Annotated in this window: 26 protein-coding genes, 1 pseudogene and 1 riboswitch; of the genes and pseudogenes, 25 read left to right on the top strand and 2 right to left on the bottom strand. The window is 67.2% G+C overall.

What is annotated here, in order from left to right; genetic code table 11:
- The first annotated feature begins 7 nt into the window (after positions 1–7).
- From ilvB to IQ220_RS09555, 13 genes are all read left to right on the top strand, one after another.
- A complete protein-coding gene (ilvB, locus tag IQ220_RS09500) occupies positions 8–1,894 on the top strand; it encodes a biosynthetic-type acetolactate synthase large subunit (protein ID WP_228009089.1) in 1,887 nt (628 codons plus the stop codon).
- A gap of 17 nt (positions 1,895–1,911) precedes the next feature.
- The gene (gene ilvN / locus IQ220_RS09505; RefSeq protein ID WP_073975495.1) at positions 1,912–2,427 is read left to right on the top strand and encodes an acetolactate synthase small subunit; all 516 of its coding nucleotides are present in this window, start codon (positions 1,912–1,914) and stop codon (positions 2,425–2,427) included.
- Between the two features lie 106 nt (positions 2,428–2,533).
- Entirely contained in the window at positions 2,534–3,553 is a 1,020-nt protein-coding gene (ilvC, locus tag IQ220_RS09510; protein ID WP_193914633.1) for a ketol-acid reductoisomerase, read from the top strand.
- Positions 3,554–3,618: 65 nt separating this feature from the next.
- Complete coding sequence (locus IQ220_RS09515; protein ID WP_193914635.1) at positions 3,619–4,275, top strand: YceI family protein; 657 nt, start codon at positions 3,619–3,621, stop codon at positions 4,273–4,275.
- 44 nt (positions 4,276–4,319) lie between these two features.
- Positions 4,320–4,499 carry a hypothetical protein gene (locus tag IQ220_RS15765; protein ID WP_228009090.1) on the top strand — a complete coding sequence of 60 codons (180 nt, stop codon included), beginning with the start codon at positions 4,320–4,322 and terminating at the stop codon, positions 4,497–4,499.
- Complete coding sequence (locus IQ220_RS09520) at positions 4,469–5,476, top strand: alpha-hydroxy acid oxidase (protein WP_370566411.1); 1,008 nt, start codon at positions 4,469–4,471, stop codon at positions 5,474–5,476. Before IQ220_RS15765 ends, IQ220_RS09520 begins: the two co-directional genes overlap by 31 nt.
- 54 nt (positions 5,477–5,530) lie before the next feature.
- The gene (locus tag IQ220_RS09525; RefSeq protein ID WP_193914639.1) at positions 5,531–5,977 is read left to right on the top strand and encodes a hypothetical protein; all 447 of its coding nucleotides are present in this window, start codon (positions 5,531–5,533) and stop codon (positions 5,975–5,977) included.
- 192 nt (positions 5,978–6,169) lie between these two features.
- Positions 6,170–6,895 carry a hypothetical protein gene (locus IQ220_RS09530; RefSeq protein ID WP_228009091.1) on the top strand — a complete coding sequence of 242 codons (726 nt, stop codon included), beginning with the start codon at positions 6,170–6,172 and terminating at the stop codon, positions 6,893–6,895.
- A gap of 205 nt (positions 6,896–7,100) precedes the next feature.
- Positions 7,101–9,044 (top strand): CHAT domain-containing protein, encoded by a 1,944-nt coding sequence (locus IQ220_RS09535; protein ID WP_193914641.1) that lies wholly within the window; start codon positions 7,101–7,103, stop codon positions 9,042–9,044.
- A 1-nt stretch (position 9,045) separates the two neighbouring features.
- Positions 9,046–9,798: a hypothetical protein gene (locus IQ220_RS09540; protein ID WP_193914643.1), complete on the top strand. Its 753-nt coding sequence runs from the start codon at positions 9,046–9,048 to the stop codon at positions 9,796–9,798.
- A gap of 31 nt (positions 9,799–9,829) precedes the next feature.
- Positions 9,830–10,447: a DUF4433 domain-containing protein gene (locus tag IQ220_RS09545; protein WP_193914645.1), complete on the top strand. Its 618-nt coding sequence runs from the start codon at positions 9,830–9,832 to the stop codon at positions 10,445–10,447.
- Positions 10,444–11,148: a macro domain-containing protein gene (locus tag IQ220_RS09550; protein ID WP_193914647.1), complete on the top strand. Its 705-nt coding sequence runs from the start codon at positions 10,444–10,446 to the stop codon at positions 11,146–11,148. The genes IQ220_RS09545 and IQ220_RS09550 overlap by 4 nt, the downstream gene beginning before the upstream one ends.
- A 202-nt stretch (positions 11,149–11,350) precedes the next feature.
- On the top strand, positions 11,351–12,097 hold the full coding sequence (locus IQ220_RS09555) for a M28 family peptidase (RefSeq protein WP_228009092.1): 747 nt from the start codon (positions 11,351–11,353) through the stop codon (positions 12,095–12,097).
- 317 nt (positions 12,098–12,414) lie between these two features.
- On the opposite strand, the gene IQ220_RS09560 is transcribed toward IQ220_RS09555, so the two are convergent.
- A complete protein-coding gene (locus IQ220_RS09560) occupies positions 12,415–12,855 on the bottom strand; it encodes a CBS domain-containing protein (RefSeq protein ID WP_186699427.1) in 441 nt (146 codons plus the stop codon).
- 94 nt (positions 12,856–12,949) lie between these two features.
- Here IQ220_RS09560 and IQ220_RS09565 point away from each other — a divergent pair, with 94 nt between their 5' ends.
- A complete protein-coding gene (locus IQ220_RS09565; RefSeq protein ID WP_370566430.1) occupies positions 12,950–13,450 on the top strand; it encodes a CDP-alcohol phosphatidyltransferase family protein in 501 nt (166 codons plus the stop codon).
- Here IQ220_RS09565 and IQ220_RS09570 read toward each other — a convergent pair.
- The gene (locus IQ220_RS09570; RefSeq protein WP_193914924.1) at positions 13,421–14,368 is read right to left on the bottom strand and encodes an NAD-dependent epimerase/dehydratase family protein; all 948 of its coding nucleotides are present in this window, start codon (positions 14,366–14,368) and stop codon (positions 13,421–13,423) included. The two genes, IQ220_RS09565 and IQ220_RS09570, sit on opposite strands and share 30 nt — an antisense overlap.
- Positions 14,369–14,445: 77 nt before the next feature.
- Between IQ220_RS09570 and IQ220_RS15770 the strand changes: the two are divergent.
- The 11 genes and pseudogenes from IQ220_RS15770 to IQ220_RS09620 form a co-directional block, all read left to right on the top strand.
- A pseudogene (locus IQ220_RS15770) lies at positions 14,446–14,634 on the top strand (TIGR02450 family Trp-rich protein); the annotation flags it as partial.
- Positions 14,635–14,661: 27 nt separating this feature from the next.
- Positions 14,662–15,435: a 1-(5-phosphoribosyl)-5-[(5-phosphoribosylamino)methylideneamino]imidazole-4-carboxamide isomerase gene (gene hisA / locus IQ220_RS09575; RefSeq protein WP_228009113.1), complete on the top strand. Its 774-nt coding sequence runs from the start codon at positions 14,662–14,664 to the stop codon at positions 15,433–15,435.
- A 203-nt stretch (positions 15,436–15,638) separates the two neighbouring features.
- Complete coding sequence (locus IQ220_RS09580; RefSeq protein WP_193914929.1) at positions 15,639–16,037, top strand: transcriptional repressor; 399 nt, start codon at positions 15,639–15,641, stop codon at positions 16,035–16,037.
- A 36-nt stretch (positions 16,038–16,073) separates the two neighbouring features.
- Positions 16,074–17,741 carry a DUF3685 domain-containing protein gene (locus IQ220_RS09585; RefSeq protein ID WP_193914652.1) on the top strand — a complete coding sequence of 556 codons (1,668 nt, stop codon included), beginning with the start codon at positions 16,074–16,076 and terminating at the stop codon, positions 17,739–17,741.
- Between the two features lie 66 nt (positions 17,742–17,807).
- A complete protein-coding gene (locus tag IQ220_RS09590) occupies positions 17,808–18,452 on the top strand; it encodes a thylakoid membrane photosystem I accumulation factor (RefSeq protein ID WP_193914654.1) in 645 nt (214 codons plus the stop codon).
- The gene (gene fumC, locus IQ220_RS09595) at positions 18,449–19,858 is read left to right on the top strand and encodes a class II fumarate hydratase (RefSeq protein ID WP_193914656.1); all 1,410 of its coding nucleotides are present in this window, start codon (positions 18,449–18,451) and stop codon (positions 19,856–19,858) included. The genes IQ220_RS09590 and fumC overlap by 4 nt, the downstream gene beginning before the upstream one ends.
- Positions 19,859–19,931: 73 nt before the next feature.
- Positions 19,932–20,057: riboswitch (guanidine-I (ykkC/yxkD leader) on the top strand.
- A gap of 26 nt (positions 20,058–20,083) precedes the next feature.
- Positions 20,084–21,286, top strand: coding sequence for an agmatinase (gene speB, locus IQ220_RS09600; protein WP_193914658.1), 1,203 nt, complete (start codon positions 20,084–20,086; stop codon positions 21,284–21,286).
- An 18-nt stretch (positions 21,287–21,304) separates the two neighbouring features.
- Positions 21,305–21,679: a hydrogenase maturation nickel metallochaperone HypA gene (locus IQ220_RS09605; RefSeq protein ID WP_370566412.1), complete on the top strand. Its 375-nt coding sequence runs from the start codon at positions 21,305–21,307 to the stop codon at positions 21,677–21,679.
- 5 nt (positions 21,680–21,684) lie between these two features.
- On the top strand, positions 21,685–22,434 hold the full coding sequence (gene hypB, locus IQ220_RS09610; RefSeq protein WP_193914662.1) for a hydrogenase nickel incorporation protein HypB: 750 nt from the start codon (positions 21,685–21,687) through the stop codon (positions 22,432–22,434).
- 125 nt (positions 22,435–22,559) lie between these two features.
- A complete protein-coding gene (locus IQ220_RS09615; protein ID WP_186699411.1) occupies positions 22,560–23,585 on the top strand; it encodes an ABC transporter substrate-binding protein in 1,026 nt (341 codons plus the stop codon).
- Entirely contained in the window at positions 23,582–24,355 is a 774-nt protein-coding gene (locus IQ220_RS09620; protein ID WP_186699409.1) for an ABC transporter permease, read from the top strand. Before IQ220_RS09615 ends, IQ220_RS09620 begins: the two co-directional genes overlap by 4 nt.

Below are 24,355 nucleotides of genomic sequence, written 5' to 3' on the forward strand. Positions count from 1 at the left end.
CGGTCCGATGCAATCCCCCCTGCATCGGGCCGGTTTTGTTGTTAAGCCCCGCCTGCCCGCAGCCTTGCCCACCAACGGGCGCCAACCGTTCAAGATGGAGTTCCCCGTGCCCGCTCAGCCGGATCCTGCCAAGCCTTCCCCCACCGCCAGCAGCGGTGCGGCGATCCTTGTGCAGTGCCTGATCGAGCAGGGCGTGGAATTCGTGTTCGGCTATCCCGGCGGCGCGGTGCTGCCGATCTATGACGAACTCTTCGGCAATGATCATATCCGCCACATCCTCGTCCGCCACGAGGCGGGCGCGGCCCACGCGGCAGAAGGCTATGCCCGCGCCACCGGCAAGCCGGGCGTGGTGCTGGTCACCTCCGGCCCCGGCGCGACCAACGCGATCACCGGGATTGCCGATGCGTGGATGGACTCGATCCCGCTGGTGGTCATCACCGGACAGGTGCCGACCAGCCTGATCGGCACCGATGCCTTTCAGGAAGCCGACACCATCGGCATCACCCGCCACTGCACCAAGCACAATTATCTGGTGAAGGACCCGGCAGACCTTGCCGCGACCATTGCCGAGGCGTTTCGCATTGCCACCACCGGCCGCCCCGGCCCGGTGGTGATCGACATTCCCAAGGACGTGCAGATCGCCGTGCCTTCCGAACGCCGCGCGCTTGTGCGCCCCGGATCGCACCGCTACGCCCCGCAGATGGTAGCCCCGGCCGAGCAGATCATCGAGGCGGTCGAGATGATCGCCTCTGCCGAGCGCCCGATCCTCTATACCGGCGGCGGGGTGATCAATGCCGGGCCAGAGGCAAGCGCGCTGCTGCGCCGCTTCCAGGACATCACCGGGGCACCCGTCACCTCGACCCTGATGGGCCTCGGCGCCTTTGCCTCGACCCATCCCGACTGGCTGGGGATGCTGGGCATGCATGGCACCTATGAAGCCAACATGGCGATGAACACCTGCGACGTGATGGTGTGCATCGGCGCGCGCTTCGATGACCGGGTGACGGGCAAGCTCGATGCTTTCTCGCCCAATTCGAAAAAGATCCACATCGATATCGACCGCTCATCGATCAACAAGACCGTGGCCGTTGACCTCGGCATTGTCGGCGATTGCGCAGCGGTGCTCGGCCAGTTGGTCGAAGCATGGGGTGCGCGCCAGCCTAAGGACCTGGGCGAATGGAAGGCGCGGATCGCCGGCTGGCGTGCGCGCGAATGCCTTGCTTATCCCGAACGTTCGGCCAAGCACCCGAACATGATCATGCCGCAAAAGGCGATCGAGCGGCTGCACGCGCTCACCCACGCGCAAAAGCCGGTGATCTCCACCGAAGTCGGCCAGCATCAGATGTGGGCGGCGCAATATTTCGGCTTTGATGATCCGAACAAGTGGCTGACCAGCGGCGGGCTCGGCACGATGGGTTATGGCCTGCCCGCCGCGATCGGTGCGCAGCTTGGCCACCCGGATGCGCTGGTGATCGACATTGCGGGCGAAGCCAGCATCCAGATGAACATTCAGGAACTCGGCACCGCGAGCCAGTACCGCCTGCCGGTCAAGGTGTTCATCCTCAACAACGAATATATGGGCATGGTCCGCCAGTGGCAGGAACTGACCTATGAGAGCCGCTATTCGAACAGCTACTCCGACAGCCTGCCCGATTTCGTGCGGCTGGCCGAGGCGTACGGGTGGAAGGGCATCCGCATCCATGACGAAAGCGAGCTGGACGAAGGCATCGCCGCGATGCTCGCCCATGATGGGCCGGTGATGGTCGATTGCCTCGTCGCGCAGGATGCCAACTGCCTGCCGATGATCCCATCCGGCGCGGCGCATACCGATATGATCCTCTACGGCGACAAGGTCGACGGGACGATGGACGACGAAGCCAAGGCGCTGGTCTGAGGACACGAACAATGCCCATGAAAATCGCCGAAGCGGCCTCCGAGCGCCATGTGCTCGCTGTCACCGTTGATAACGAACCCGGGATCCTCGCCAAGATCACCGGCCTGTTCACCGCGCGCGGCTACAATATCGACAGCCTCACCGTGGCCGACATCACCGAGGATCACGCGGTCAGCCGCATCACCATCGTCACCAACGGGCCGCCTTCGGTGATCGACCAGATCGAGGCGCAGCTGGAACGGCTGGTGCCGGTGCACAAGGTCACCGACCTCACCACCGCCGGGCCGCATGTCGAACGCGAACTGGCGCTCATCAAGGTCACCGGCACGGGCGAAAAGCGGGTCGAGGCGCTGCGCCTCGCCGATATCTTCCGCGCGCGGCCCGTCGACACCACCACCGAAAGCTTCATCTTCGAAATCACCGGCCCGCCCGACAAGGTCGACAGCTTCATCGCCCTGATGCGCGAGCTGGGGCTGGTCGAGGTCGGCCGCACCGGGATCGTGGGCATGATGCGCGGGGCGCAAGGGGCCTAACCAGTTTTTCGTCATGCCAGCGAAAGCTGGCACCTCAAGCAACAAGGGCCGCACTCAGCCGCCCTGGATCCCAGCTTTCGCTGGGACGACGTGGAAAGAAGAAGAAATGAAAGTCTATTACGACGCCGACGCCGATCTCAACCTGATCAAGCCCAAGAAGGTCGCAATCGTCGGCTATGGCTCGCAGGGCCATGCCCATGCCCAGAACCTGCGCGATTCGGGCGTCGCCGAAGTCGCCATCGCCCTGCGCGAAGGCTCGGCCACCGCGAAGAAGGCCGAAGCCGCGGGATTCAAGGTGCTCTCCAACACCGAAGCCGCCCAATGGGCCGATATCATCATGATCCTCGCGCCCGATGAACATCAGGCGGCGATCTGGGAGAACGACCTCAAGGGCCACATGAAGCCCGGCTCCGCGCTCGCCTTCGCCCACGGGCTCAACATCCATTTCGGCCTGATCGAAGCGCCCTCCGACATCGACGTCATCATGATTGCGCCCAAGGGGCCGGGTCACACGGTGCGCAGCGAATATGTGAAGGGCGGCGGCGTGCCCTGCCTCATCGCGATCCATCAGGACGCTTCCGGCAGCGCCCATGATGTCGCCCTCGCCTATGCCTCTGCCGTCGGCGGCGGGCGCAGCGGCATCATCGAAACCAACTTCCGCGAAGAATGCGAAACCGACCTGTTCGGCGAACAGGCCGTGCTGTGTGGCGGGATTACCCACCTCATTCAGGCCGGGTTCGAGACGCTGGTCGAAGCCGGCTACGCCCCCGAAATGGCCTATTTCGAGTGCCTCCACGAAACCAAGCTGATCGTCGATCTGCTCTATGAAGGCGGCATCGCCAACATGCGCTATTCGATCTCGAACACCGCCGAATATGGCGACATCACCACGGGCCCGCGCATCATCACGGATGAAACCAAGGCCGAAATGAAGCGCGTGCTGGCCGACATCCAGTCGGGCCGCTTCGTCAAGAACTTCGTGCTCGACAACCGCGCCGGTCAGCCCGAATTGAAGGCCGCCCGCAAGCAGGCCGAGGCGCACCCGATCGAGCAGACCGGGGCCCAACTGCGCGCCATGATGCCGTGGATCAGCGCCAACAAGCTGGTCGACAAGGCAAAGAACTGACGCGTCGGAACTCTCCGGGGGCTTGCTCATTTGCAGGGCAAGCCCCCTGATGGAGACCTGATCCGATGAACCGAACTGCCCTTGCTCTTGCCGCCGCCGCTGTCCTGTCCGCAGGCGGCATCGCTGCCGCCCCTGCCCTGTTTGCGCAAGGTGCGGCCCAGATTCCCGGAGCCGTGGAGCCCGCGCGGGTAACCGGCGGCACCTATGCCGCCGACCCTGCCCATTCGCTGATCGCCTTTGAAGTCAACCACTTCGGCTTCAACGATTATTACGGCATCTTCGGCGATGTTGCAGGCACGCTGATGCTCGATCCGGCCAATATCGCCTCGGCAAAGGTCGATGTGACCATCCCCGTCGCCAGCGTCACCACCGCCAGCAAGGGGCTGACCGATCACCTCCTGCGCCCCGGCAAGGATGGCGCGGCGCCCGATTTCTTTGGCCCCGCCCCTGCTGCGGCCCGCTTCGTTTCGACCGGCGTCAAGCAGACCAGCAAGACCACGGCGACCATCACCGGCAACCTGACGCTGAACGGCGTGACCAAACCCGTCACCTTCGAAGCCGAATTCACCGGCGCGGGCACCAATCCGTTCAACCAGAAGGAAACCGTGGGCTTCGAAGCCGAGACCGAGATCAAGCGGTCGGACTTCGGCGTGAACTACGGCATTCCCTTCGTCAGCGATGAAGTCGAACTCGACATCAGCGTCGCTTTCGAGAAGCAGTAACTCGCTCTCGACACTCTGCGTCCAATCGGGCAGGCGCTGCACCCATGCGCCTGTCCGATTGCCACAATATCGACGATTTCCGGCGGCTGGCAAAAGCCCGCCTGCCCTTCCCCGTGTTCGACTATATCGACGGGGCGGCGGATGACGAGCTGACCAAGCGCGGAACACCGCCGCCTTCGCGGGCGTCGATCTGGTGCCTGACGTGCTGGCGGGGGTGGAGGTGATCGACACCTCCTGCACCATTCTCGGGCGGCGATCGGCGCTGCCGCTGATGCTCTCCCCCACCGCCGTCCAACGCGCCTTCCACTGGCAGGGCGAGACCGCAGTGGCGAAGGCCGCCGAGAAATTCGGTCTGTGGTTCGGCATCTCCAGCCTTGCGACGCGCAGCATCGAGGAGATCGCCGCGCTCACAACCGGCCCCAAGCTGTTCCAGCTCTATGTCCACAAGGACAAGGGGCTCAACACCCACATGATCGAACGCTGTCAGGCCGCGAAGTTCGATGCGCTGGCGCTGACGGTCGACACCATCGTTTCGGGCAAGCGCGAACGCTGTCTGCGCAGCGGCTTCACCACCCCGCCGCGCTTCACCCCGGCGAGCGTGCTCAGCTATGCCACCCGCCCGCGCTGGACGCTGGATTACCTCTTGCGCGAGAAATTCCGCCTGCCCAATCTCGACACCCATGTCAGCGAAGGCACCAACAAGGCGGTGAGCATCGCCGAATATTTCAACACCATGCTCGACACCGCGATGGACTGGGACACGGCGGCAGCGATCCGGCAGCAATGGGGCGGCACTTTCGTCCTCAAGGGCGTGATGAGCGCCGGTGATGCGCGGCGCGCGGTCGATATCGGCGCGGATGCGATCATGATTTCGAACCACGGCGGGCGGCAGCTGGATGGCAGCCGCGCGCCTTTCGACCAGCTGCCCGAAATCGTCGATGCGGTGGGCGGGCAGATCGAGATCATCTGCGATGGCGGCGTGCGGCGCGGTACCCATGTGCTCAAGGCCCTGTGCAGCGGCGCGACGGCGGCTTCGGGCGGGCGGCTCTATCTCTATGCGCTGGCCGCCGCCGGGCAGGAGGGCGTTGAACGCGCGCTCGGCATTCTCAAAGACGAGATCGAAAGGGGCATGCGGCTGATGGGGGTGACGCGGATCAATCAACTGACCCGCGACAGGCTCCGACACAGGCCCGTGTCATAATCAGGTAACGAAAAGCGCCTTGAGGCAGGCTCAACCTGCTGACGGATCCGTACCATGACCAAGCTTTCGCCTGCTTTCCTCGCCCTGCCCCTCGCACTCGCGCTGTCCGCCTGCGGAAGCGAGCCTGAGCCTGCCGCCAACAGCGCCGACAGCTTTGCCGCAAGGATCAACCAGAACGGCACGGCGACCCCCGCAGCGCAAGGCACGGTCGCGCCGACCGTGGCCGAACCCAAGCCCGGTGCTGCCCCCGGTGTCTTCGTCCCCGGCACGCAGACCGATCCCGCCTCGGCGACCTGCGGCGCGAACCTGATGGGCCCCTTTATCGGCCAGCCCGCCGACGAGAGCACCCGCGCCGCGATTGTCGCGGCGCTCGGCCGCAGCGACAACCTGCGCTTTGTCGCCTTCGGCAGCGGCGGCTATGTCAATCCCGATCCCACCAACCCGCGCCTCAGCCTGATGCTGGACGAGCAGAACATCATCCGCGACGCGCGCTGCGGCTAGGCACCGCATGATTACCGGCTTGCACCACGCGCAATAATCGGCAAAGACAATCGCCATGACGCGGAACGCACTCGCACTGCTTCGACTTATGCGCCCTTGGGCGTAGGTCGTCGCGCGGCAGACTGGCGCGGCCCTGCTCCCAAGGGTGACACGCCGCAGCCTGACCTTCCCTTTCGCGACGAGCCTCATTCCATGTCCATGCTCAAGGATCCTTCCGTAAAATATCGCCCCTTCGGCCAGATCAACCTGCCCGACCGCCAGTGGCCTTCGCGCCTGATCGAAAAGGCCCCACGCTGGCTCTCGACCGATCTGCGCGACGGCAACCAGTCGATCATCGACCCGATGGACGCGGTGAAAAAGCGCCGCTTCTTCGACCTGTTGATCGAAGTCGGCGTGAAGGAAATCGAAGTCGGTTTCCCCAGCGCGGGCGCGACCGAGTTCGATTTCATCTCCGGCCTCGTGCGCTCGGGCGATATCCCTGACGACGTGACCGTGCAGGTGCTCACCCAAAGCCGCGAAGACCTGATCCGCACCAGCTTTGAAAGCCTCGATGGCGCGCGGGCGGCGATCGTCCACCTCTACAACGCCGTGTCCCCAGCGTGGCGCGACATCGTGTTCCGGATGAGCAAGGACGAGGTCAAGGCCATCGCCGTTGCCGGGGCCAAGGTGATGCGCGACGAGGCGGGCAAGCGTCCGGATACCGACTGGCATTTCCAGTACAGCCCTGAAACCTTCTCCACCGCCGAACTGAACTTCAGCATCGAAGTCTGCGCCGCTGTGATGGAGGTGCTCCAGCCCACGCCCGATCATCCGATCATCCTCAACCTGCCGGCCACGGTCGAGGCGGCGACGCCCAATATCTACGCCGACCAGATAGAATATTTCTGCCGCCACCTGCCCAACCGCGAAAGTGCGTGAAAGCTGATCAGGTCGAGATCAGTGGCGGGAAGAGCGGTTTCGGGCACAGGAAGAGCGCGATTCCGCTGACCTCAACCCATGCTGACAGCCCCGACCAGGCCGCCTGTGACACACTTTGAATCAGCCCTGGGCTGGCCTGCATCAGGCCTGGCTGCGGCGGTTCCTGATCCATCACGACCCCGCAGGCCCGGAGGTCCCGTCAGCAGTGGTACGCGGCTACAGCTACCGCCTGAGTGCCGCCATGGAAGCCTGGCTACAGCAAAGCGACTGGATTCCCCTGCAGCGCGTGCTGGAGCGCCTGCCGGGAGTCCCCCTGCGGCTGCGCTGCGATCCGGCAATGCCGCTGATCGAGCGCCTGCCGTGGGAGCTGCTGCAGCTGGAGCGGCCGCTCTGGCGGCTGGATGGCCCCGGAGCGCTCCCCGCCGGCGTGGGCAGGCGCCGGAGTGTTCGCTGTCCACGGCTGCTGTTGCTGGTGGGACAGGAGGAAGGACTCGATCTGGACCCTGACATCACAGTGCTGGAGCGCCTTGATCGCCAGGGCAGGATTGACCTCCACATCCTCAGGGGCCAGGCCTCCACGCTTGCCGGTCTGCGCACCGCTCTTGGGGGAAGGCAAGGCTGGGATGTGCTCGTCTTCCTTGGCCATTCCGCAGGCGATCCCCAGGGAGGTGGGCGGCTGCAACTTGGTGATGGCCACTGGCTAGGAGGCCATGCCCTTGCCCAGGAACTGCGGCAGTCCAGCGCACACGGGCTGGCCCTGGTGCTGCTTAACAGCTGCTCGGGCATGGATCTGGCCCGCTGCTGCACCGATGCCGGCATCCCCTGGGCGCTCTGCTTCCGGGAGGTCGTGCCCACCCGTGCAGCGTCGCTGGCCTTCTCTCAGCTGCTGGCGGCAATGGAGAAGGGCCTGAGCTTCTCGGCAGCCCTTGAGCGGGTGCGTCAGGGCCTCTCAGACAGTGGCCCTGCGGGCTGCGATCTTCTCCTCAGCGCCATGTGCGCCGGGAGTGCCACCGAACTGGTCCTTCCGCTCAGCCGGCGCCGACAGTTCCGCCTGCGCCTCACCACAAGCCAGGCCCGCCAGGCCATTGCCGCCCTGGCGCTGGCCGGTTTGGCGACAGCCGCTGAACTGAGGCCGGACAACCCGCTCAGCACCTATCTGCTGGATCGCAGGCTGTATGTGCAGCGGCTCTGGCGGCAGGTCACAGGCCAGCCCGGACCCAGAAGGTCTCCCCTGGCCGTGCTGCTCCTCGATGAGCGCCGCTCCTACCCAGCCCTTGGTGTTCAGCCCACACCGGGCCGGGTGGCACGCTCCGCCCTGGCGGAGGTGTTGCGTCGCACTCCTGTAGGTGCCGTGCCAATGGTGGCTCTGGATGTGGTTCTCGATGAACCGGCGCCTGGCGCCTCTGAGCTTGCAGATGTGCTCCGTCGTCAGTCCCGCCAGGTGGTGGTGGCTGGTTGGCTCAACCCCGATGCACAGGCCCGTGGAGCAGGAAAGAAATCAATGCCCCAGCCCGAGCTGCTTGAGGCCGGTCTCATGGCGCGTGATCTGGGTGTCGGCACCCCAGGAGGCAATGGCGCTCTCCAGCCACTGCCCCTGCGGCTGCTGTGGGAGGTGAACGAGCGGAACTTCGCGGCTGTCTTCAGTGGGATCGCTGATCCGCGCATGCCTGCCGATTCAGTGATCGATTGGTCGATCGACTGGCACCCCCTGATCCGCATCGTCAGCGTCGCTGACCTGGCGGATCTGCAGGCTGCGGCACTGCTGGTGGGAACTGACGGCACGATTGATGCCGATCAGCACGACCTGTTCGGGGCACCCGGTGCCATCCGCCATCTCCTGCCGCTCTGGGGGGGCTCCAGCGATGCCATCCCCGGGGCTCTGGTGCAGGCGGTGATGGCCCAGAGCCTCTCGCTGCGCCACTGGCTCACACCCCTCTCCCTGCCCGCATCCACCGCCCTGGCCGGAGGGCTGGGGGTGCTGCTGGCAGCCGCCTACCCCCAGCGTCGTCGGCGGCTGCTCTGGTTGATCGGCACTGCGGCACTCACGATTCCGATCAGTCTTCAGGTGGCGGTCAGCCAGCGGTTACTGATCCCGATCGTCCTTCCTCTCGCTGCCCTCTCCACCACCACCCTGCTGAGACGTGACTGAGATGACCGCCCCACGCCTTACCCATGCCATCTCCATTGGCCGTCCCACCGGGATGCTGCTCTGCCTGCTCCTCACCCTCACCACGGCAGCCGCTCGGGCCAATCACCTGTCCCAGCACCGGTCACCACCGATGCGGCGGCCCCTGCCATTGCCGGAGGCCCCTGCGCAGAACCAGGCGACCCTGCTGCAGAAGCTGCGCGAACTGATCGGCTACAACCCGCGCCAGGCCGTCGGCGGCAGCCGCAGTGGCAGCGCGGGCCAGCTCTGTCTGATCACACCCCGCTTCCGCCAGCGCGCTGATGGCGTAGCCACCGCCGTCGTCAGCAGCCCCACCCCCGCCTTGCTGGCAGCAGGCCCCCTCAATGAGGTTCGGCTGGAACGGGACGGGCGCATCCTCTGGGGGCGGCGCGCCTCCTCTAGCCACCCGATCACAGGAGCGATCCCCTGGCCTCTGTCGCCACTCCAGCCCGGCGAGACCGTCACGCTGCGGCTGCGGCCCCAGGGTGCAGCCGGAGCCGACTTCGCCTCCGTCGAGTTGCAGGCTGCCGCCGCCGCCGAGCAGCAGCGGGCAGAGAAGTTGCTGGCTGATCAAGCTCCAAGGCTGGAGCTCATCGAGGCCCAGGCCCTCCAGGGCCGCAGCGCCCTGGCGTCCGAGCTGCTCTTTGCTCCGATGCAGAAGACGCCCGCAGCGATCATCAGCCTGCGCCGGCAGCTGATCGAGCAGGGCTGCGGAATCAACTCCGCCACGCCCTAACGACAGGTCGACAGAGTCTCCCGCCCTGTCGATGACCATCCGCAAACTCTTTCACCTCACCCACCTCGACAACGTTCCCGGCATCGCCCGACGCGGTCTGCTCAGCCGTAAGCGCATCGATGCCCAGGCACTGCCCTATGTCGATCTCTCTGACCCTGGCTGCCAGGCACGCCGCACCCACCGCCGCGTGGATGCCTCGGACGTTGACCTCCATCGCTACGTGCAGCTGTTTCTCAATCCCCGCAACCCGATGCTCTACCGCCTTCTTTGCACTCTCAGAGAGCACGGGCACAGCGGTGAGCTGGCGATCCTGGAGATCAGCGGTGAACCGGCCCAGTGGCACGCCAGCCTGGTGGCCGATGGCATCGCCTCCAGCAGCGACACCAGGCTCTTCAATGCCGATGACCCCGCCGCATTCCAGGCCCTGGACTGGCAGGCGATTCACTGCTCTTCCTGGCACGATGCCGCGCGCGATCAGCGCCGCCGCACCATGGCCGTAGTGCTCGTGAACGGCAGCCTCGCACCGCGACACATCCGCAAGGTGTGGTTGCAGAAGCCCTCGGCGCTGCGAACCCTCGCCAGGCAGCTCAACCCGGCCGACCTTGCCCACTGCCAGGTCGATGACGACCAGGAGCTGTTCTTCTCATGATCCTCCACACCTCTGCCTCTGTGTTCAACACCAGCGCCGCGGTGGTCGCCAACACGGTGAACTGCACCGGGGTGATGGGTGCGGGTCTGGCGCTGGAGTTTGGGCTGCGCCACCCCGATCTGGCGGCCGATTACCAGCTGCGCTGCAAGGCCGGCAGCGTCCAGATCGGCCGGCCCTATCTCTTTGCCATCAGCGGCTGCTCCTACAGCAGGGTGCTCAACTTCCCAACCAAGCAGCACTGGCGCTTTCCCTCCCGGCTGGAGTGGATCGAGCAGGGCCTGGCCTATCTCGCCGCCAACTACCGCAAGGGCAGCCCCGCGATCACCTCACTGGCGCTGCCCCGCCTTGGATGTGATCGGGGCGGACTGGACTGGCAGCAGGTGGAGCCCCTGATCCACCGCCACCTGGGCGAGCTGGTGGATCTCACCGTCTACCTCTGCAGCGACACCGCAGCGGCCGAGGGCACCGAGGCCGTGATGCTCAACGCCTACGGGCGCGATCACCAAAGCGGAGAGCTGCCGCCGTTCTGCAAGGGCAAGGTGCGTACCGCCCTGCTGGAGGCTGCTGTTCCTGCGCGTTTCCGTCAGCTGGCGGCGATTGCCGGGGTGGGCAAGCAGAGCTACGCCAACCTGTTTCACCACTACCACCGCCTCGGTGATGCCGCCCAGCTCAGCCTGCTGCCAGTGGCCGTCGAGCAGTGAGCAGCTGCTGAGCGCGCACCTCCTGCCCAATGGGTGCTGAATCAGCCGAAAGACAGCAGAACGATGAGGCGGTGTTCTTCTTCGGTCTGCGAGGGAATCAATGCCACAGCTGACGATGCCATCTCCTCTCCATTCGCGCCTCCGCGCTCACCTCAATCAGCTCGCCCGGCCCCGTCACAGCAAGTGGGACCCGCTTGGGCTGATGACCGTACGCGCCTACATCCACGAGCAGCTGGCTGCCATCGGGGAGGTGGAGGAGCACCGCTTCCAGGAGGGCAGCGAGGCCGGCACCAACCTGATCCTGCGCCTGCCTGGCCAGGAGCCCGGCCTTGATCCGCTGCTGATCGGTGCCCACTACGACGGGCCCCTGCAATCGATCGGCGCCGACGACAACGCCACCGGCGTTGCTGCCCTGCTTGTCCTTGCCCAGCGCTGGGCCGCTGATCCACCCAGGAGGCCTGTCTGGATCGTGGGCTTCGATCAGGAGGAGTGGGGGATGCTGGGCAGCAAGGCCCTGGCCCGAGAACTCCACCAGAGCGGCCAGAAACTACGGCTGATGGTGAGCTTGGAGATGCTCGGCTACACCAGCCCCAGCCAGGACTACCCGTTGCCGGCGATGCAGCGGATCTATGGCGATGTGGGCGACTTCATCGCCGTGGTGGGCAACGCCGGGGCCGCCCTCACCCTTCCCCAGCTGGCGCAGGGCATGGGCCAGCACGTGAAGACCAAGGTGCTGCCGGTGCCCAATGGCGGCCGTGCCATCCCTGATGTACGCCTCAGCGATCACAGCCCCTTCTGGGACGCGGGTTACGACGCTGTGATGGTCACCGACACCTCGTTCATGCGCAACCCCAACTACCACCAGATGAGCGACACGATCGAGACTCTGGATCTGCCCTTTCTGGCGGCCGTCACAGAGGGACTGGATGCGGCGCTGAGCAGGCTGTGAGACACCTCTGTGGTCCACAAGCTTCGGCGCACCCCACGCGGCGCTGAAGAAAGTTGGGGCTGGCCCCAGGTGTCACGCACTACCTCTCTGCAATCAGGGGAACCCCCGTTTGCCCTGCCCCAGTCATCAGGTCAACTCTGGGCATTGTCAACAGTTGTGACACTCCCACGAGTAGAAATCTGCAATAAGCCGTCCTTGTTGAGAACCAGTGCCACTAGCGGCTGCACTAGCGAGAGGCACCACGCCCTTCATTGACGCCTTTAGCGGCAATGGTTCTCATGCCCTCTCAATAAGCTCCTCGATCCAAGCCGTACCGCTCAGGCACCGGCCTGGGCCAGGGCCCGCACCACATCCCCGCGGGTGAGCACGCCCACGGGGCGGTGCCCGCCATCCACCACAAACAGCCGCTGGGTGCTGCTCTCGTGCAGCTGGCGGGCCGCCGCCGGCAGGGGCAGCTCGGCCGGGCAGGTGTGGGGGCTGGGGCGCATCACTTCGCCCACGGTGCTGCCCAGCACCTGGTGCACCTGCTTGTCCCACTGCAGGGGATTGCGCAGGTAGATCACGGCATCGAGCAGCATCACGTAGGGGCCGGCATCGAAGCCGCTCTCGCGCACCATCAGGTCCTGTTCGGTGAGCTCGCCCACCAGGGCGCCGCCCCCATCCACCACCGGCAGCCCTCCGATGTGGTGCTCGCTCATCAGCTTCACCGCCTCCTGCAGGGGCGTGTCCACCGCCACGCTCAGAACCGGGCTACTCATCACGGCGGAGACCGACTGTTGGACCATGGGCTGCTGGAGCGGCGTGTCGGCCATTCTGAGCCTGTGGCCGGGAGCCGGGATGAAGGGCAACAGGATGCGACGCCTGGCCGATGGCCTCACCGTGCTGCGGGCCGTGCTGGGGCTCCCCCTGCTGCTGGCCCTGCTGGCGGGCCAGCCCGTGCTGGCCTGGCTGCTGCTGCTGCTGGGGGGGCTGAGCGACTGGGCCGATGGAGCGCTGGCCCGACGCGCCGGCGGCGGCTCGGTGTGGGGTGCCCGCCTCGATCCCCTCACCGACAAGATCCTGATCAGCGCGCCGCTGCTGTGGCTCGGGGCCCAGGGGGTGCTGCCCCTGGCGGCCGTGTGGCTGTTGCTGGCCCGCGAGCTGCTGATTTCCGGCTGGCGGGCCGGCCAGGGCGGCGGCGGCCCCGCCTCCCTGGCCGGCAAGCTCAAGACCGTGCTGCAGTTCAGCAGCCTGCTGCTGCTGCTCTGGCCCTGGCCGGGCCAGGCGCTGCTGGTGCCGCTGGGCTGGTGGCTCTTCTGGCCCTCCCTGCTGCTGGCCCTGAGCTCAGCCTGGGGCTACCTGCGCCGCGGCTGAACCGCTGAGCAGGGCCTCGTCGGCGGAGAAGTCCGGGGTGCCGGGCGCCCGCAGGGCGTAGTCGTGGCTGTAGCTGTCGTTGAGGGTGGCCTCCAGGTCGAAGACGGGCTCCCAGGCCAGTTCGCGCCGCACCCGGGTGGTGTCGGTGAGGAAGTGAGCCAGCCGCAGCGGGAAGGCCTTGCGGGCCTTCTTGTCGAGGCCGGCGGGATCGAAGCTGCGCACGTCCACGCTGGCGGGATCCTGGCCGCAGGCCCGGGCTGCGGCATCCACCAGCCCCCGGAAGGTCACGCCCTTGCTGCCGGTGCAGTTGTAGATGCGGTTGGTGGCGGTCTCCACCTCGATGCAGCGCGCCATCGCGGCCGCCAGGTCCTTCACATGGCCCAGCTGGGTGATGGTGCTGCCGTCGCCCGGCAGGGGCAGGGGCCGGCCATGCAGGATCCGATCGAAAAACCAGCTCTCCACAGGGTTGTAGTTGCCCGGACCCACGATGTAGGTGGGCCGGAAGCTGGTGAAGGGAATCCCCTGCTGGCGCAGCCAGGTTTCGGTCTCCGCCTTGCCGGCGTGGCGGCTGGCCGGATCGGTGGGGGCATCCTCATCAAGGGGCCAGAGCTCGGAATCGGCATAGACCCCCGCCGAGCTCACATAGACGAAGCGATGGCTGGGGGGGCCGGTGCGCTCCAGCACGGCGCGGGAATCCTCCAGGCTGCGGCCGGAGCTGTCCACGATCACATCGAAGCGCTCGCCGGCCAGCAGCTCCAGGGCCGCCGGGTCGCTGCGATCCCCCACCAGGTGACGGGGGCCGGCCGGCACCGGGTTGCGGCCACGGGTGAACAGGGTGAGCTCATGGCCGCAGGCCAGCAGCTGCTCCACCAGGGGCTTGCCCACAAAACGGGTTCCGCCCATGACGAGGATCTGCATGGCACTGCTGCGCAACTGGAGCGCCATTCTCCAGGCTCACCCCTCCAGCCCCCCCCCGCTCCGATGCCGTGGAACCGATGCGCCTGAGCCAGGCCTACACCGCCCAGCCCGCTGCGCCGCAGGACACCCGGGGCTATCGCCACTTCGCCCTGGTGGGCCAGCGGGGCAGGGCCGCCGGCCGCGCCGTGGAGCTGGCCGCCGTGCTGGATCCGAGCCTGCGGCTGCTGGTGCCGCTGCAGCAGCTGCGGGACAGGCGGCTCTGGCAGCCTGGCTGGCAACAGCTGCGGCGCCCCATGCAGATCATTCCCGCCATCGACCTGCTGGACGGGCACTGCGTGCGTCTGCACCAGGGGGATTACGACCAGGTGACACGCTTTTCAGGCGATCCGGTGGCCCAGGCCCTGAGCTGGCAGGCCCAGGGCGCCCAGCGGCTGCATCTGGTGGATCTGGATGGGGCACGCACCGGCACCCCACTCAACGACGCCGTGGTGAAGGCGATCACCGCCGCCCTGACGATCCCGGTGCAGCTGGGGGGCGGTGTGCGCACGGCGGAGCGGGCCGAGGAGCTGCTGGCCTGTGGGCTCGACCGGGTGATCCTGGGCACGGTGGCCGCCGAACAGCCGCAGCTGGTGGATGAGCTGGCCCGCCGTCATCCGGGGCGGATCGTGGTGGGAATCGATGCCCGTGACGGCAAGGTGGCCACCCGCGGCTGGCTGGATGGCAGCAGTCTGGAAGCCACAGCATTGGCCAGGCGCTTCAACGGCATCGGCATCGCGGCGATCATCAGCACCGACATCGCCACCGACGGCACCCTGGCCGGCCCGAATCTGGAGGCCCTGCGGGCCATGGCCGAGGCCAGTGCGGTTCCGGTGATCGCCTCCGGGGGCGTCGGCTGCCTGGAGCACCTGCTCTCACTGCTGAGCCTGGTGCCCCTGGGGGTGGAGGGGGTGATCCTGGGCCGCGCCCTCTACGACGGCCGTGTCGACCTGGCTGAGGCGATGGCCGCCGTGGCCGATGGCAGGCTTCAGGACGTGACGACCCCACCGGAAAGCGCGTCGATCGCCTGAGCCTGGCTGACTCAGCCATGGCGCCTTGGCCTGGGCGTACACGGACCACTTGTGGGTTGGCCTATAACAGAGATGCTCCCTTCCAGGTGGTTCGCTTGAGCACGGCGGCCCAGACAGCTCTGACAGGCACGTTGGCCGAGCCTGAGACCAAGGCCGTGCCTGACTGCGCCGAAGCGGTGTACAGACGCTGCAGGGATCTGGGCATGCGGCTGAGCCGCCAACGGCGCATGGTGCTGGATCTGCTCTGGGCCGAGAAAAGCCATCTGAGCGCCCGCGACATCTTCGAAAAGCTCAACGACCTGGGCCGCAACATCGGCCACACGTCCGTCTATCAGAATCTGGAAGCGCTGCAATCGGCAGGAGTGATCGAGTGCCTCGACCGCGCCAGTGGCCGCCTCTACGGCTACCGCAGTGATCCCCACAGCCACATCACCTGCCTCGATTCCGGGGCCATCGAGGATCTCGATGTGGCCCTGCCCGCCGAACTGCTGGAGCAGATCGAGCGGTCCACCGGCTACCGCATCGAGTCGTACACCCTCAACCTCACCGGTCGTCGCCCCAGCGGCAGCAGCCCCGATCAGCCTGTGGATCTCCGTGGCTGAGGCCGTTACCTTGGGCCATCACCAGGGCCTGGGTGCGTGACTCCGCAGCTACTGCTGTTCGCTGAACCCCTGGTGGCCGGCGGACTGATCCGCCTCATCCAGGACCATGGCGATGACCTGGTGGTGGTCACGAACCCCTCCGAACTGGTGGGGGCCCCCCAGCTGGTGATCTGGCGCCCCGCGGCTGCCACCACGGCAGCCGACCTGAGCCGCGAGTCGCTGCTGCTGCGGGAGCGATGGCGGCCTGCGCCCCTGCTGCTGCTGCTGGCTGCGGGCCATGGCATCGCCGCCTCATCACTGCTGCAATTGGGGGTCCACGGGCTGCTGGAGGCCCCAGGCAGCGACGAGCTGCTGGAGGCGATCCGCACCCTGCGGGCCGGCGGCCGGGTGCTGCAGCTGCAGGCCCCCACGCTCCCGGGCGACGCCGCCAACCCCGCCCGCTCGAACCAGGCCGCCGGCGGTGCAGCAGCCATGGGCAGCGGCTGGGGCACGGGCCTGGGCCAGCGCCTCCTGCTCGACGGCCTCGAGCAGATCGATGCCGCCAGCGCCCTCTGCCTGCGGCTGCTGGATCCGCCTCCCCAGGCACCCCTGCAGCGCTGGATCCTGGAGGGAAGAGTGCGGGAACTGGCCTGTGCCCGCCAGCTGCTGCTGCTGATCTGGGGCCCGGTGAGCCTGGCCTGGGGCCTGCCGGAGCAGCAGACACCGCCCCCCACGTCCACCACCAACCCCGGCCGGGGCACGAGTCTCACCCTGCAGCAGCGCAACGCCGCCGGCATCTGGCAGGCCGTGCGCCTGCGGCTGGAGACGGCCATCGGCCCTGGACTCGACAACCGCAGCGGTCAGCTGCTGGCCATCGAGGGGCTTAGTCCACAGCGCTGCCGCGACCTGCTCCTGGCCCTGCTGGACCAGCTCGAGAGTCTGCGCAGCCAGCTTGCCGACGAGCCCGGCGCGGCGAACACGCTGCTGCAGCGCTGGCTCGAACTGCAGCCCCAGCTGCGCGAGCAGGCCCTGCGCAGCATGGCCAGCCCCTACGTGCAGCTCCCCCGCCTGGGCACGCTCGAACCGGTGGCCACGGCCCTGGTGCAGACCAGTGATCTGGCGGCCAGCGACCCCGAGCTGCCGGACGCCCAGGCGATGCTGGCCACCCTGGTGCTGGCCCAGCCGCTGCTGGTGGAGGGCCAACTGGTGGCCGCCGATGAGCTCCAGGCCCTGTTGCACCTGGAACGCCTGGTGGCCAACTGGCTGATGCGTACCGCCGAACTGCTGGCGGCGGAGGTGCTCAGCTGCTGCGGCGCCTGGCCGGAGCTGCGCCGCTACCTACTCAGACCCGAGCTGCTCTCCACCCGCAACCTGGAGCGGCTGCGCAACCAGCTCAATGCCCAGCAGCGCTGGAGAGAGTGGTTCGAGCGCCCGATCGCCATCTACGAAAGCCGCCGCCAGCTGCTCTGCGTGGAAGCCGGTCGCATCGCCACCCTCCACCTGGTGGAACCCCGCGACGGGGAGCTGCGCCGGCTCGGTCCCCTGCAGCAACTGGTGACGCTGGCCCTGGAAAGCCGCGACGCCGTGGCCCCTCAGCTGCGCCAGCTGATCCAGGGGCTCGGCAACCTGGTGGTGGTGCTGCTCACCCAGGTGGTGGGCCGGGCGATCGGGCTGATCGGCAGGGGCATCCTGCAGGGGATGGGCCGGCGGCCCAGCAACCCCTAGCCCGCGCGCAGGCCGGCACCATCGGCCCTTCACAATGGGCCCATCGCCGGGGCCCCGATGTCAACGATGCAACGCACAGTCACAGGCCGGGATGCCCGCCCGCGAGCGGCCCGGCCAGGCGCATGGCACCTGAGCGGCGAGCGGTGCTCCCTGCTCAGGACACTGCTGGGCCCTGCCCTGAGCCTGGTCCTGGCCCTGGGGCTGGGTCTTGGCCTCAGCGGTGCTCCCGCCCAGGCGGCCCTCACCACCAACAGCTACGACGGCAACATCTACGCCCTCTATGCCGGCAACGGTTCCCTGGTGCCGCCGCGCACCAGCCTGGCCAAGACCCTGGAGGAGCACAGGCCGGCCCTGGTGGTCTATTACCTCGATGACGACAGCGCCAGCAAGGCCTTCGCGCCGGTGGTGTCTGAGCTGCAGCGGCTCTGGGGCACCAGCATCGAGCTGATCCCCCTGGTCACCGATCCCCTGCAGAACCGTCCCACCACGGGGCCTTCGGATCCGGCCTACTACTGGCATGGCCACACCCCCCAGGTGGTGGTGCTCGATGGCGATGGCCAGGTGCTGCTCGATGAGGAGGGGCAGGTGGGCCTGGATCGGATCAATCCAGCGGTGAGCCTTGCCACCGGCCTGGAGCTGCCCGATAGCTTCAAGAGCAGCGGCAGCATGAGCTTCAACGAGCTCAACACCGAGGTGCTGAGCGGGCGATGAGCATCGATGGCCCCGCCACGCGGCTGGAGAGCGACAGCCTCGGCAGCCTCGCCGTGCCGGCCGAGCACTACTGGGGCGCCCAGACCCAGCGCTCGATCCACTTCTTCCCCTTCGGGCAGGCCATGCCCCTGGCCGTGGTGCACGCCTTCGGCCAGCTCAAGGCCGCCTGCGCCGAGGTGAACGCCGCCGAGGGCAAGCTCACGCCTCACCTTGCCGACCTGATCGTGGCGGCGGCCGAGCAGGTGGCCCGGGGCGAGCTCGATGCCGAATTCCCCCTGAAGGTGTGGCAGACCGGCTCCGGCACCCAGACCAACATGAACGTCAACGAGGTGATCGCCAACCGGGCGATCAAAGCCTGTGGCGGGGTGCTGGGCAGCAAGGCACCGGTACACCCCAACGACCATGTGAACCTCAGCCAGTCGAGCAACGACACCTTCCCGGCTGCCCTTCATGTGGCGGTGGCGCTGCAGCTGGAGCGGGGGCTGATCCCGGTGCTGAAGGCTCTGCAGCAGGAGCTGGCACAGAAGGCGGCAGCCTTCAGCGGCATCGTCAAGATCGGCCGCACCCACCTCCAGGATGCGGTGCCGCTCAGCCTCGGCCAGGAGTTCAGCGGCTATGCGGCCCAGTTGCAGCTGGGGCTTGAGAGCCTGGCCGCCACCTTGCCCCAGGTGAGGCAACTGGCCATCGGCGCCACCGCCGTGGGCACGGGTCTCAACGCTCCGGCGGGCTTTGGTGAGGCCGTGGCCGCCCGGCTCTCGGCCCGGCTGGCGCTGCCGTTCACCAGTGCCCCCAACAAGTTCCAGGCGCTGGCGGGCCATGAGCCCCTGGCTGCCCTGCACGGAGCCCTCACCGTGCTGGCCGGATCCCTGCTGAAGATCGCCAACGACATCCGCTGGCTGGCCAGTGGACCCCGCTGCGGCCTTGGTGAGCTGGTATTGCCTGAGAACGAACCGGGCAGCTCGATCATGCCCGGCAAGGTGAATCCCACCCAGTGCGAGAGCCTCACCATGGTGGCGGTGCAGGTGATGGGCAACAACACCGCCGTGCAGATGGCCGCCAGCCAGGGCAACTTCGAGCTGAACGTGTTCAAGCCCCTGATCGCCCATAACGTGCTGGAGAGCATCGCCCTGCTGCAGGGAAGCTGCACCGCCTTCCGCCAGCATTGTCTGGAGGGCCTCCGGGCCGATGAGGCACGCATCGCCACCCTGCTCGACCAGAGCCTGATGCTGGTCACGGCCCTCACCCCCGTGATCGGCTACGACCGTGCCAGCGCCATTGCCAGCCACGCCCACCGGCAGGGCCTCAGCCTGAAGGAAGCGGCCCTGGTGCTGGGAGAGCTGAGCGGGGAAGACTTCGATCGCTGGGTGCAGCCCAATCAGATGCTGGGATCGGCAGCGCAGGGCTGAGCTGGCGCCGGCTTCGAGCCCCGGTAACAATCACCACAACGCTCAGCCAACACCTGGGAGAGGGTATTGGGGCGGAAGCAGTTTCTAGGGTTCCGGTCTCGTTCAGCGATGGCCCCATGGTCCTGCTGGAGAGACGTCTGGTCCGAGAGAAGCTCACCGGGGTCACCCGGTTGCACGGAGGGATAAAAGCCCGGGAGACCGCAACCCCCACCTCCGTGTTCTGCCATGACCGCATCGCCAGGCCCTGAAGGGGCCTTTGACCGCCGCACCACAGCGGCTACTGGCCGCCAGGGCGCCGAAGCCCTGGAGAAGGAAGCCCGCCTGCCGCTCACCGGCTGGCAGCAGGAGGTGGACCAGGGCCTGCGCTACGGGCTGGAGGCGGCTGAGAGCATCGTTGACCGGCGCATCTCCACCTTTTCTCGCGGCGAGCTGCCCCACTACGCCGGCATCAACACCTTCATGAAGGCGCCCTACATCGAAGACGTCAACCGCGTCGGCGAATTCGATGTGGCGATCCTGGGGGTGCCCCACGATTCCGGCACCACCTACCGGCCCGGCACCCGCTTCGGCCCCCAGGGCATCCGCCGCATCTCGGCCCTCTACACGCCCTACAACTACGAGATGGGGGTCGACCTGCGTGAGTCGATCCGGCTCTGCGATGTGGGCGACATCTTCACGATTCCTGCCAACAACGAGAAGAGCTTCGATCAGATCTCCAAGGGCGTGGCGCACGTGTTCGCCAGCGGCGCCTTCCCGATCATCCTCGGCGGCGATCACTCGATCGGCTTTCCCACCGTGCGGGGGGTGTGCCGCCACCTGGGCGACAAGAAGGTGGGCATCATCCACTTCGATCGCCACGTCGACACCCAGGAGATCGACCTCGACGAACGCATGCACACCTGTCCGTGGTTCCACGCCACGAACATGGCCAACGCCCCCGCCGAAAACCTGGTGCAGCTGGGCATCGGCGGCTGGCAGGTGCCGCGCGAAGGGGTGAAGGTGTGCCGCGAGCGGGGCACCAACGTGCTCACCGTCACCGATATCTGCGACATGGGCCTGGAGGCGGCCGCCCAGTACGCGATCGAGCGCGCCACCGATGGCACCGACTGCGTCTACATCTCCTTCGACATCGACTGCATCGACGCCGGTTTCGTGCCCGGCACCGGCTGGCCCGAACCCGGCGGCCTGCTGCCCCGCGAAGCGCTCAAGCTGCTGGAGCTGATCGTGCGCAACGTGCCGGTCTGCGGCCTGGAGCTGGTGGAGGTGTCGCCCCCCTACGACATCAGCGACATGACCTCCCTGATGGCCACCCGGGTGATCTGCGACACCATGGCCCACCTGGTGGTGAGCGGCCAGCTGCCGCGCCAACAGAAGCCGGCCTGGCTGCATGAGGCCTGCAACATGCAGGTCGATCAGACGTGGAGGTGAGTCATGCATGAAGTCGACATGACCCGCTGCCTGCTGCTCTCGATGGAGGAGTGGAAGCGGGGCCACGCTCCGGCCACGCCGAAGGTGACCACCGTGCACCTGCTGGTGGGCAGCTTCACCTGCGTGGAGCCCGAGCAGCTGGTGACCACCTGGCAGGTGGCCGTGCAGTCCAGCTGGCTGGCCGGAGCCCGGCTGGCGATCGAATCGGTGCCCCTGCTGGGCCGTTGTGTGCTCTGCAACGGCACCTACGCGCCCAGTTCCGAGCAGGGCTACCGCTCCCCCTGCTGCCAGCACCCGATGGAGGAGATCGTGCAGGGCCGGGAGCTGAAGATCCGCTCGATTGATTACAGCCTCTCTGGCCAATCCTCGTCCCACCTCGCCCCCTGCCGCTGATCGCCATGCACATGCCCCTGGAAGACACCCTCGGCCTCAACCTGCTGGCCGCCAATGACCATCAGGCCGCCCACAACCGCGAGCACTTCGACGCCTGGCAGCTGCTCTGCCTCAACGTGATGAGCAGCCCCGGCGCCGGCAAGACCTCCCTGCTGGAGCGCTCCCTGGCCCAGCTGGCCGGCACCTACGCCATGGCGGTGCTGGAGGGCGACATGACCACCCAGCTCGATGCCGAGCGGCTGCAGGCCGTGGGGGTGCCGGTGGTGCCGATCACCACCGGCCGCGCCTGCCATCTGGATGCGGCGATGGTGCGTGGCGGCCTCCGGCTGCTGGGCCAGCGCCTCGATCCCGCCGGCCTCGATCTGCTCTGGGTGGAGAACGTGGGCAACCTGGTGTGCCCCGCCGAATTCGCCATCGGCGAGCACCGCAAGGTGGCGCTGCTCAGCGTCACCGAAGGGGAGGACAAGCCGCTCAAGTACCCGGTGATGTTCCGGGAGGCCGACTGCGTGCTGATCACCAAGACCGACCTGCTGCCCCACCTACCGGTGTCGGTGGAGCGGATCGAAGCCCACATCCGCCAGGTGAACCCCCGCTGCGCCGTGATCCGGGTGTCGGCCACCAATGGAGAGGGCCTGGATGCCTGGCACGCCTGGCTGGAGCAGCAGCGGCAACAGCTGGCTGCGGCACGCAGGGCAGACGCTGCCAAGGCCGCTGCCCCGGCTATGGCCGAAGTGCCGGCGCTGGTGAGTCCATGAGCTCCCGAACTTCCCAGTCCTGGGCCCAGCCCGCCCCACCTAGGGCGTCGCCTCGGTGATCTACGCCTTCGTCAACGTCCAGGGCCCCTTGCCCCGCCTCCAGCACCCATTCCGCTTCCACCCCGATGACCACCCCCAACCCCCCGCGCCGCTTCCGCCGCTCCCGCACCCGGTTGCTGGCCACCCTGCTCCTGCTCGGCCTAGGCGCCGGTGCCCTCACCGCCTGCGGTGGCCAGGGCGGCGGCGGCTCCGATGCGCCGGTGCGGATCGGCTACAGCGCCTGGCCCGGCTGGATCCCCTGGAAAGTCACCGAGGAAAAGGGCCTGTTCGGGCTGCCGGTGACGCTGCAGTGGTTTGACGGCTACCTCGATTCGATCAACGCCCTCAACGCCGGCCAGCTCGACTGCAACAGCCAGACCCTCGGCGACACGATCAGCTCGATCGCCGGCGGCGCCGAGCTGCAGGTGGTGCTCACCAACGACAACTCCACCGGCAACGACCAGATCATCGTGGCGGAAGGGATCACCAGCCTTGCCGATCTGAAGGGCAAGAAGGTGGCCGCCGAAGAGGGCACGGTGGATCACTACCTGCTGCTGCTGGGCCTGGAGCAGGCCGGCCTCAGCGCCGATGACATCACCTTCGTGCCACTGGAAACCGGCGCGGCGGCGGCCGCCTTCGTGGCCGGCCAGGTGGATGCGGTCGGCGTGTTTGCTCCCTTCACCACCCAGGCCCTGAAGCGCGCCGGCAGCACCACGTTGTTCTCCTCGGCCGACTTCCCCGGCGCCATCAGCGACCACCTGGTGTGCCGCACCGAGTTTGTGGCCAACAACCCTGAAAAGGTGCAGAAGGTGGTGGATGCCTGGTTCGCCACCCTGGCTGAAATCAAGGCCAACCCCGGGCCCTCCCTGGCCATCCTCAGTGCCCGGGCAGGCGTGAGTGAGGCGGAGTACAAGGAGTACGACGCCGGCACCACGATCTTCAGCCTGGAGGACAACCTCAAGGCGCTGCAACCGGGCACCACCATGGCCTCCCTGCCCTTCGCGGCGGAGCAGATCAGCACGTTCCTGCAGGACGTGGGGCTGGCCACCAGTCCTCCCGACCTGGATGGCCTGTTCGCGGCGCAGTTCGTGGAAGCGGCGAAGACCCCGTGAACCGGGCTCGTCTGCGGCGACTGGCCCTGCACCCCTGGGTGCTGGGGCTGGTGGGGATCCTGGCCGTGGTGGCCATCTGGAGCGCCGTGACAGCGGCTGCTGTGGTGGATCCCCTGTTTCTGCCCAGCCCCTCGGCCGTGCTGGCCGCCGGCAGCAGCCAGGCCCGGGAGGGGTTGCTCTGGGCCGACCTGCTGGCCAGTGTGGGACGGGTGTTCGCCGGTTTCGGCCTGTCGGCGCTGGTCGCCCTGCCCCTGGGGATCGCCATGGGCACCAGCACCTTGATCAACCGGCTGCTGGAGCCGCTGATGGGCCTGATCCGCTACATGCCGGCTCCGGCCTTCATCCCCCTGTTGATCATCTACTTCGGGCTGGGTGAACTGCCCAAGATTCTGCTGATCTTCATCGGCACCCTCTTTTTCAACACCCTGATGATCATGGATGCGGTGAAGTTCGTTCCCAACGAGCTGATCGAAACAGCCCGCACCCTGGGGGGCCGCCCCTCCCAGGTGCTGCTGCGGGTGATCACCCCCTGCATCGCCCCCCAGGTGCTGGATGCCTACCGGATCAACATGGCGGCCGCCTGGAACCTGGTGATCGTGGCGGAACTCGTGGCCGCCAACGAAGGCCTGGGCAAACGCATCAGCCTGGCCCAGCGCTTTCTGCGCACCGATCAGATCTTTCTCGGCCTGATTGTGATCGGGCTGATCGGGCTGCTGATCGATCTGGGCTTCCGCTTCACGATGCGGCGAGCCTGCTCCTGGGCCAACTGA

It is taken from the genome of Cyanobium sp. LEGE 06113 (assembly GCF_015207615.1).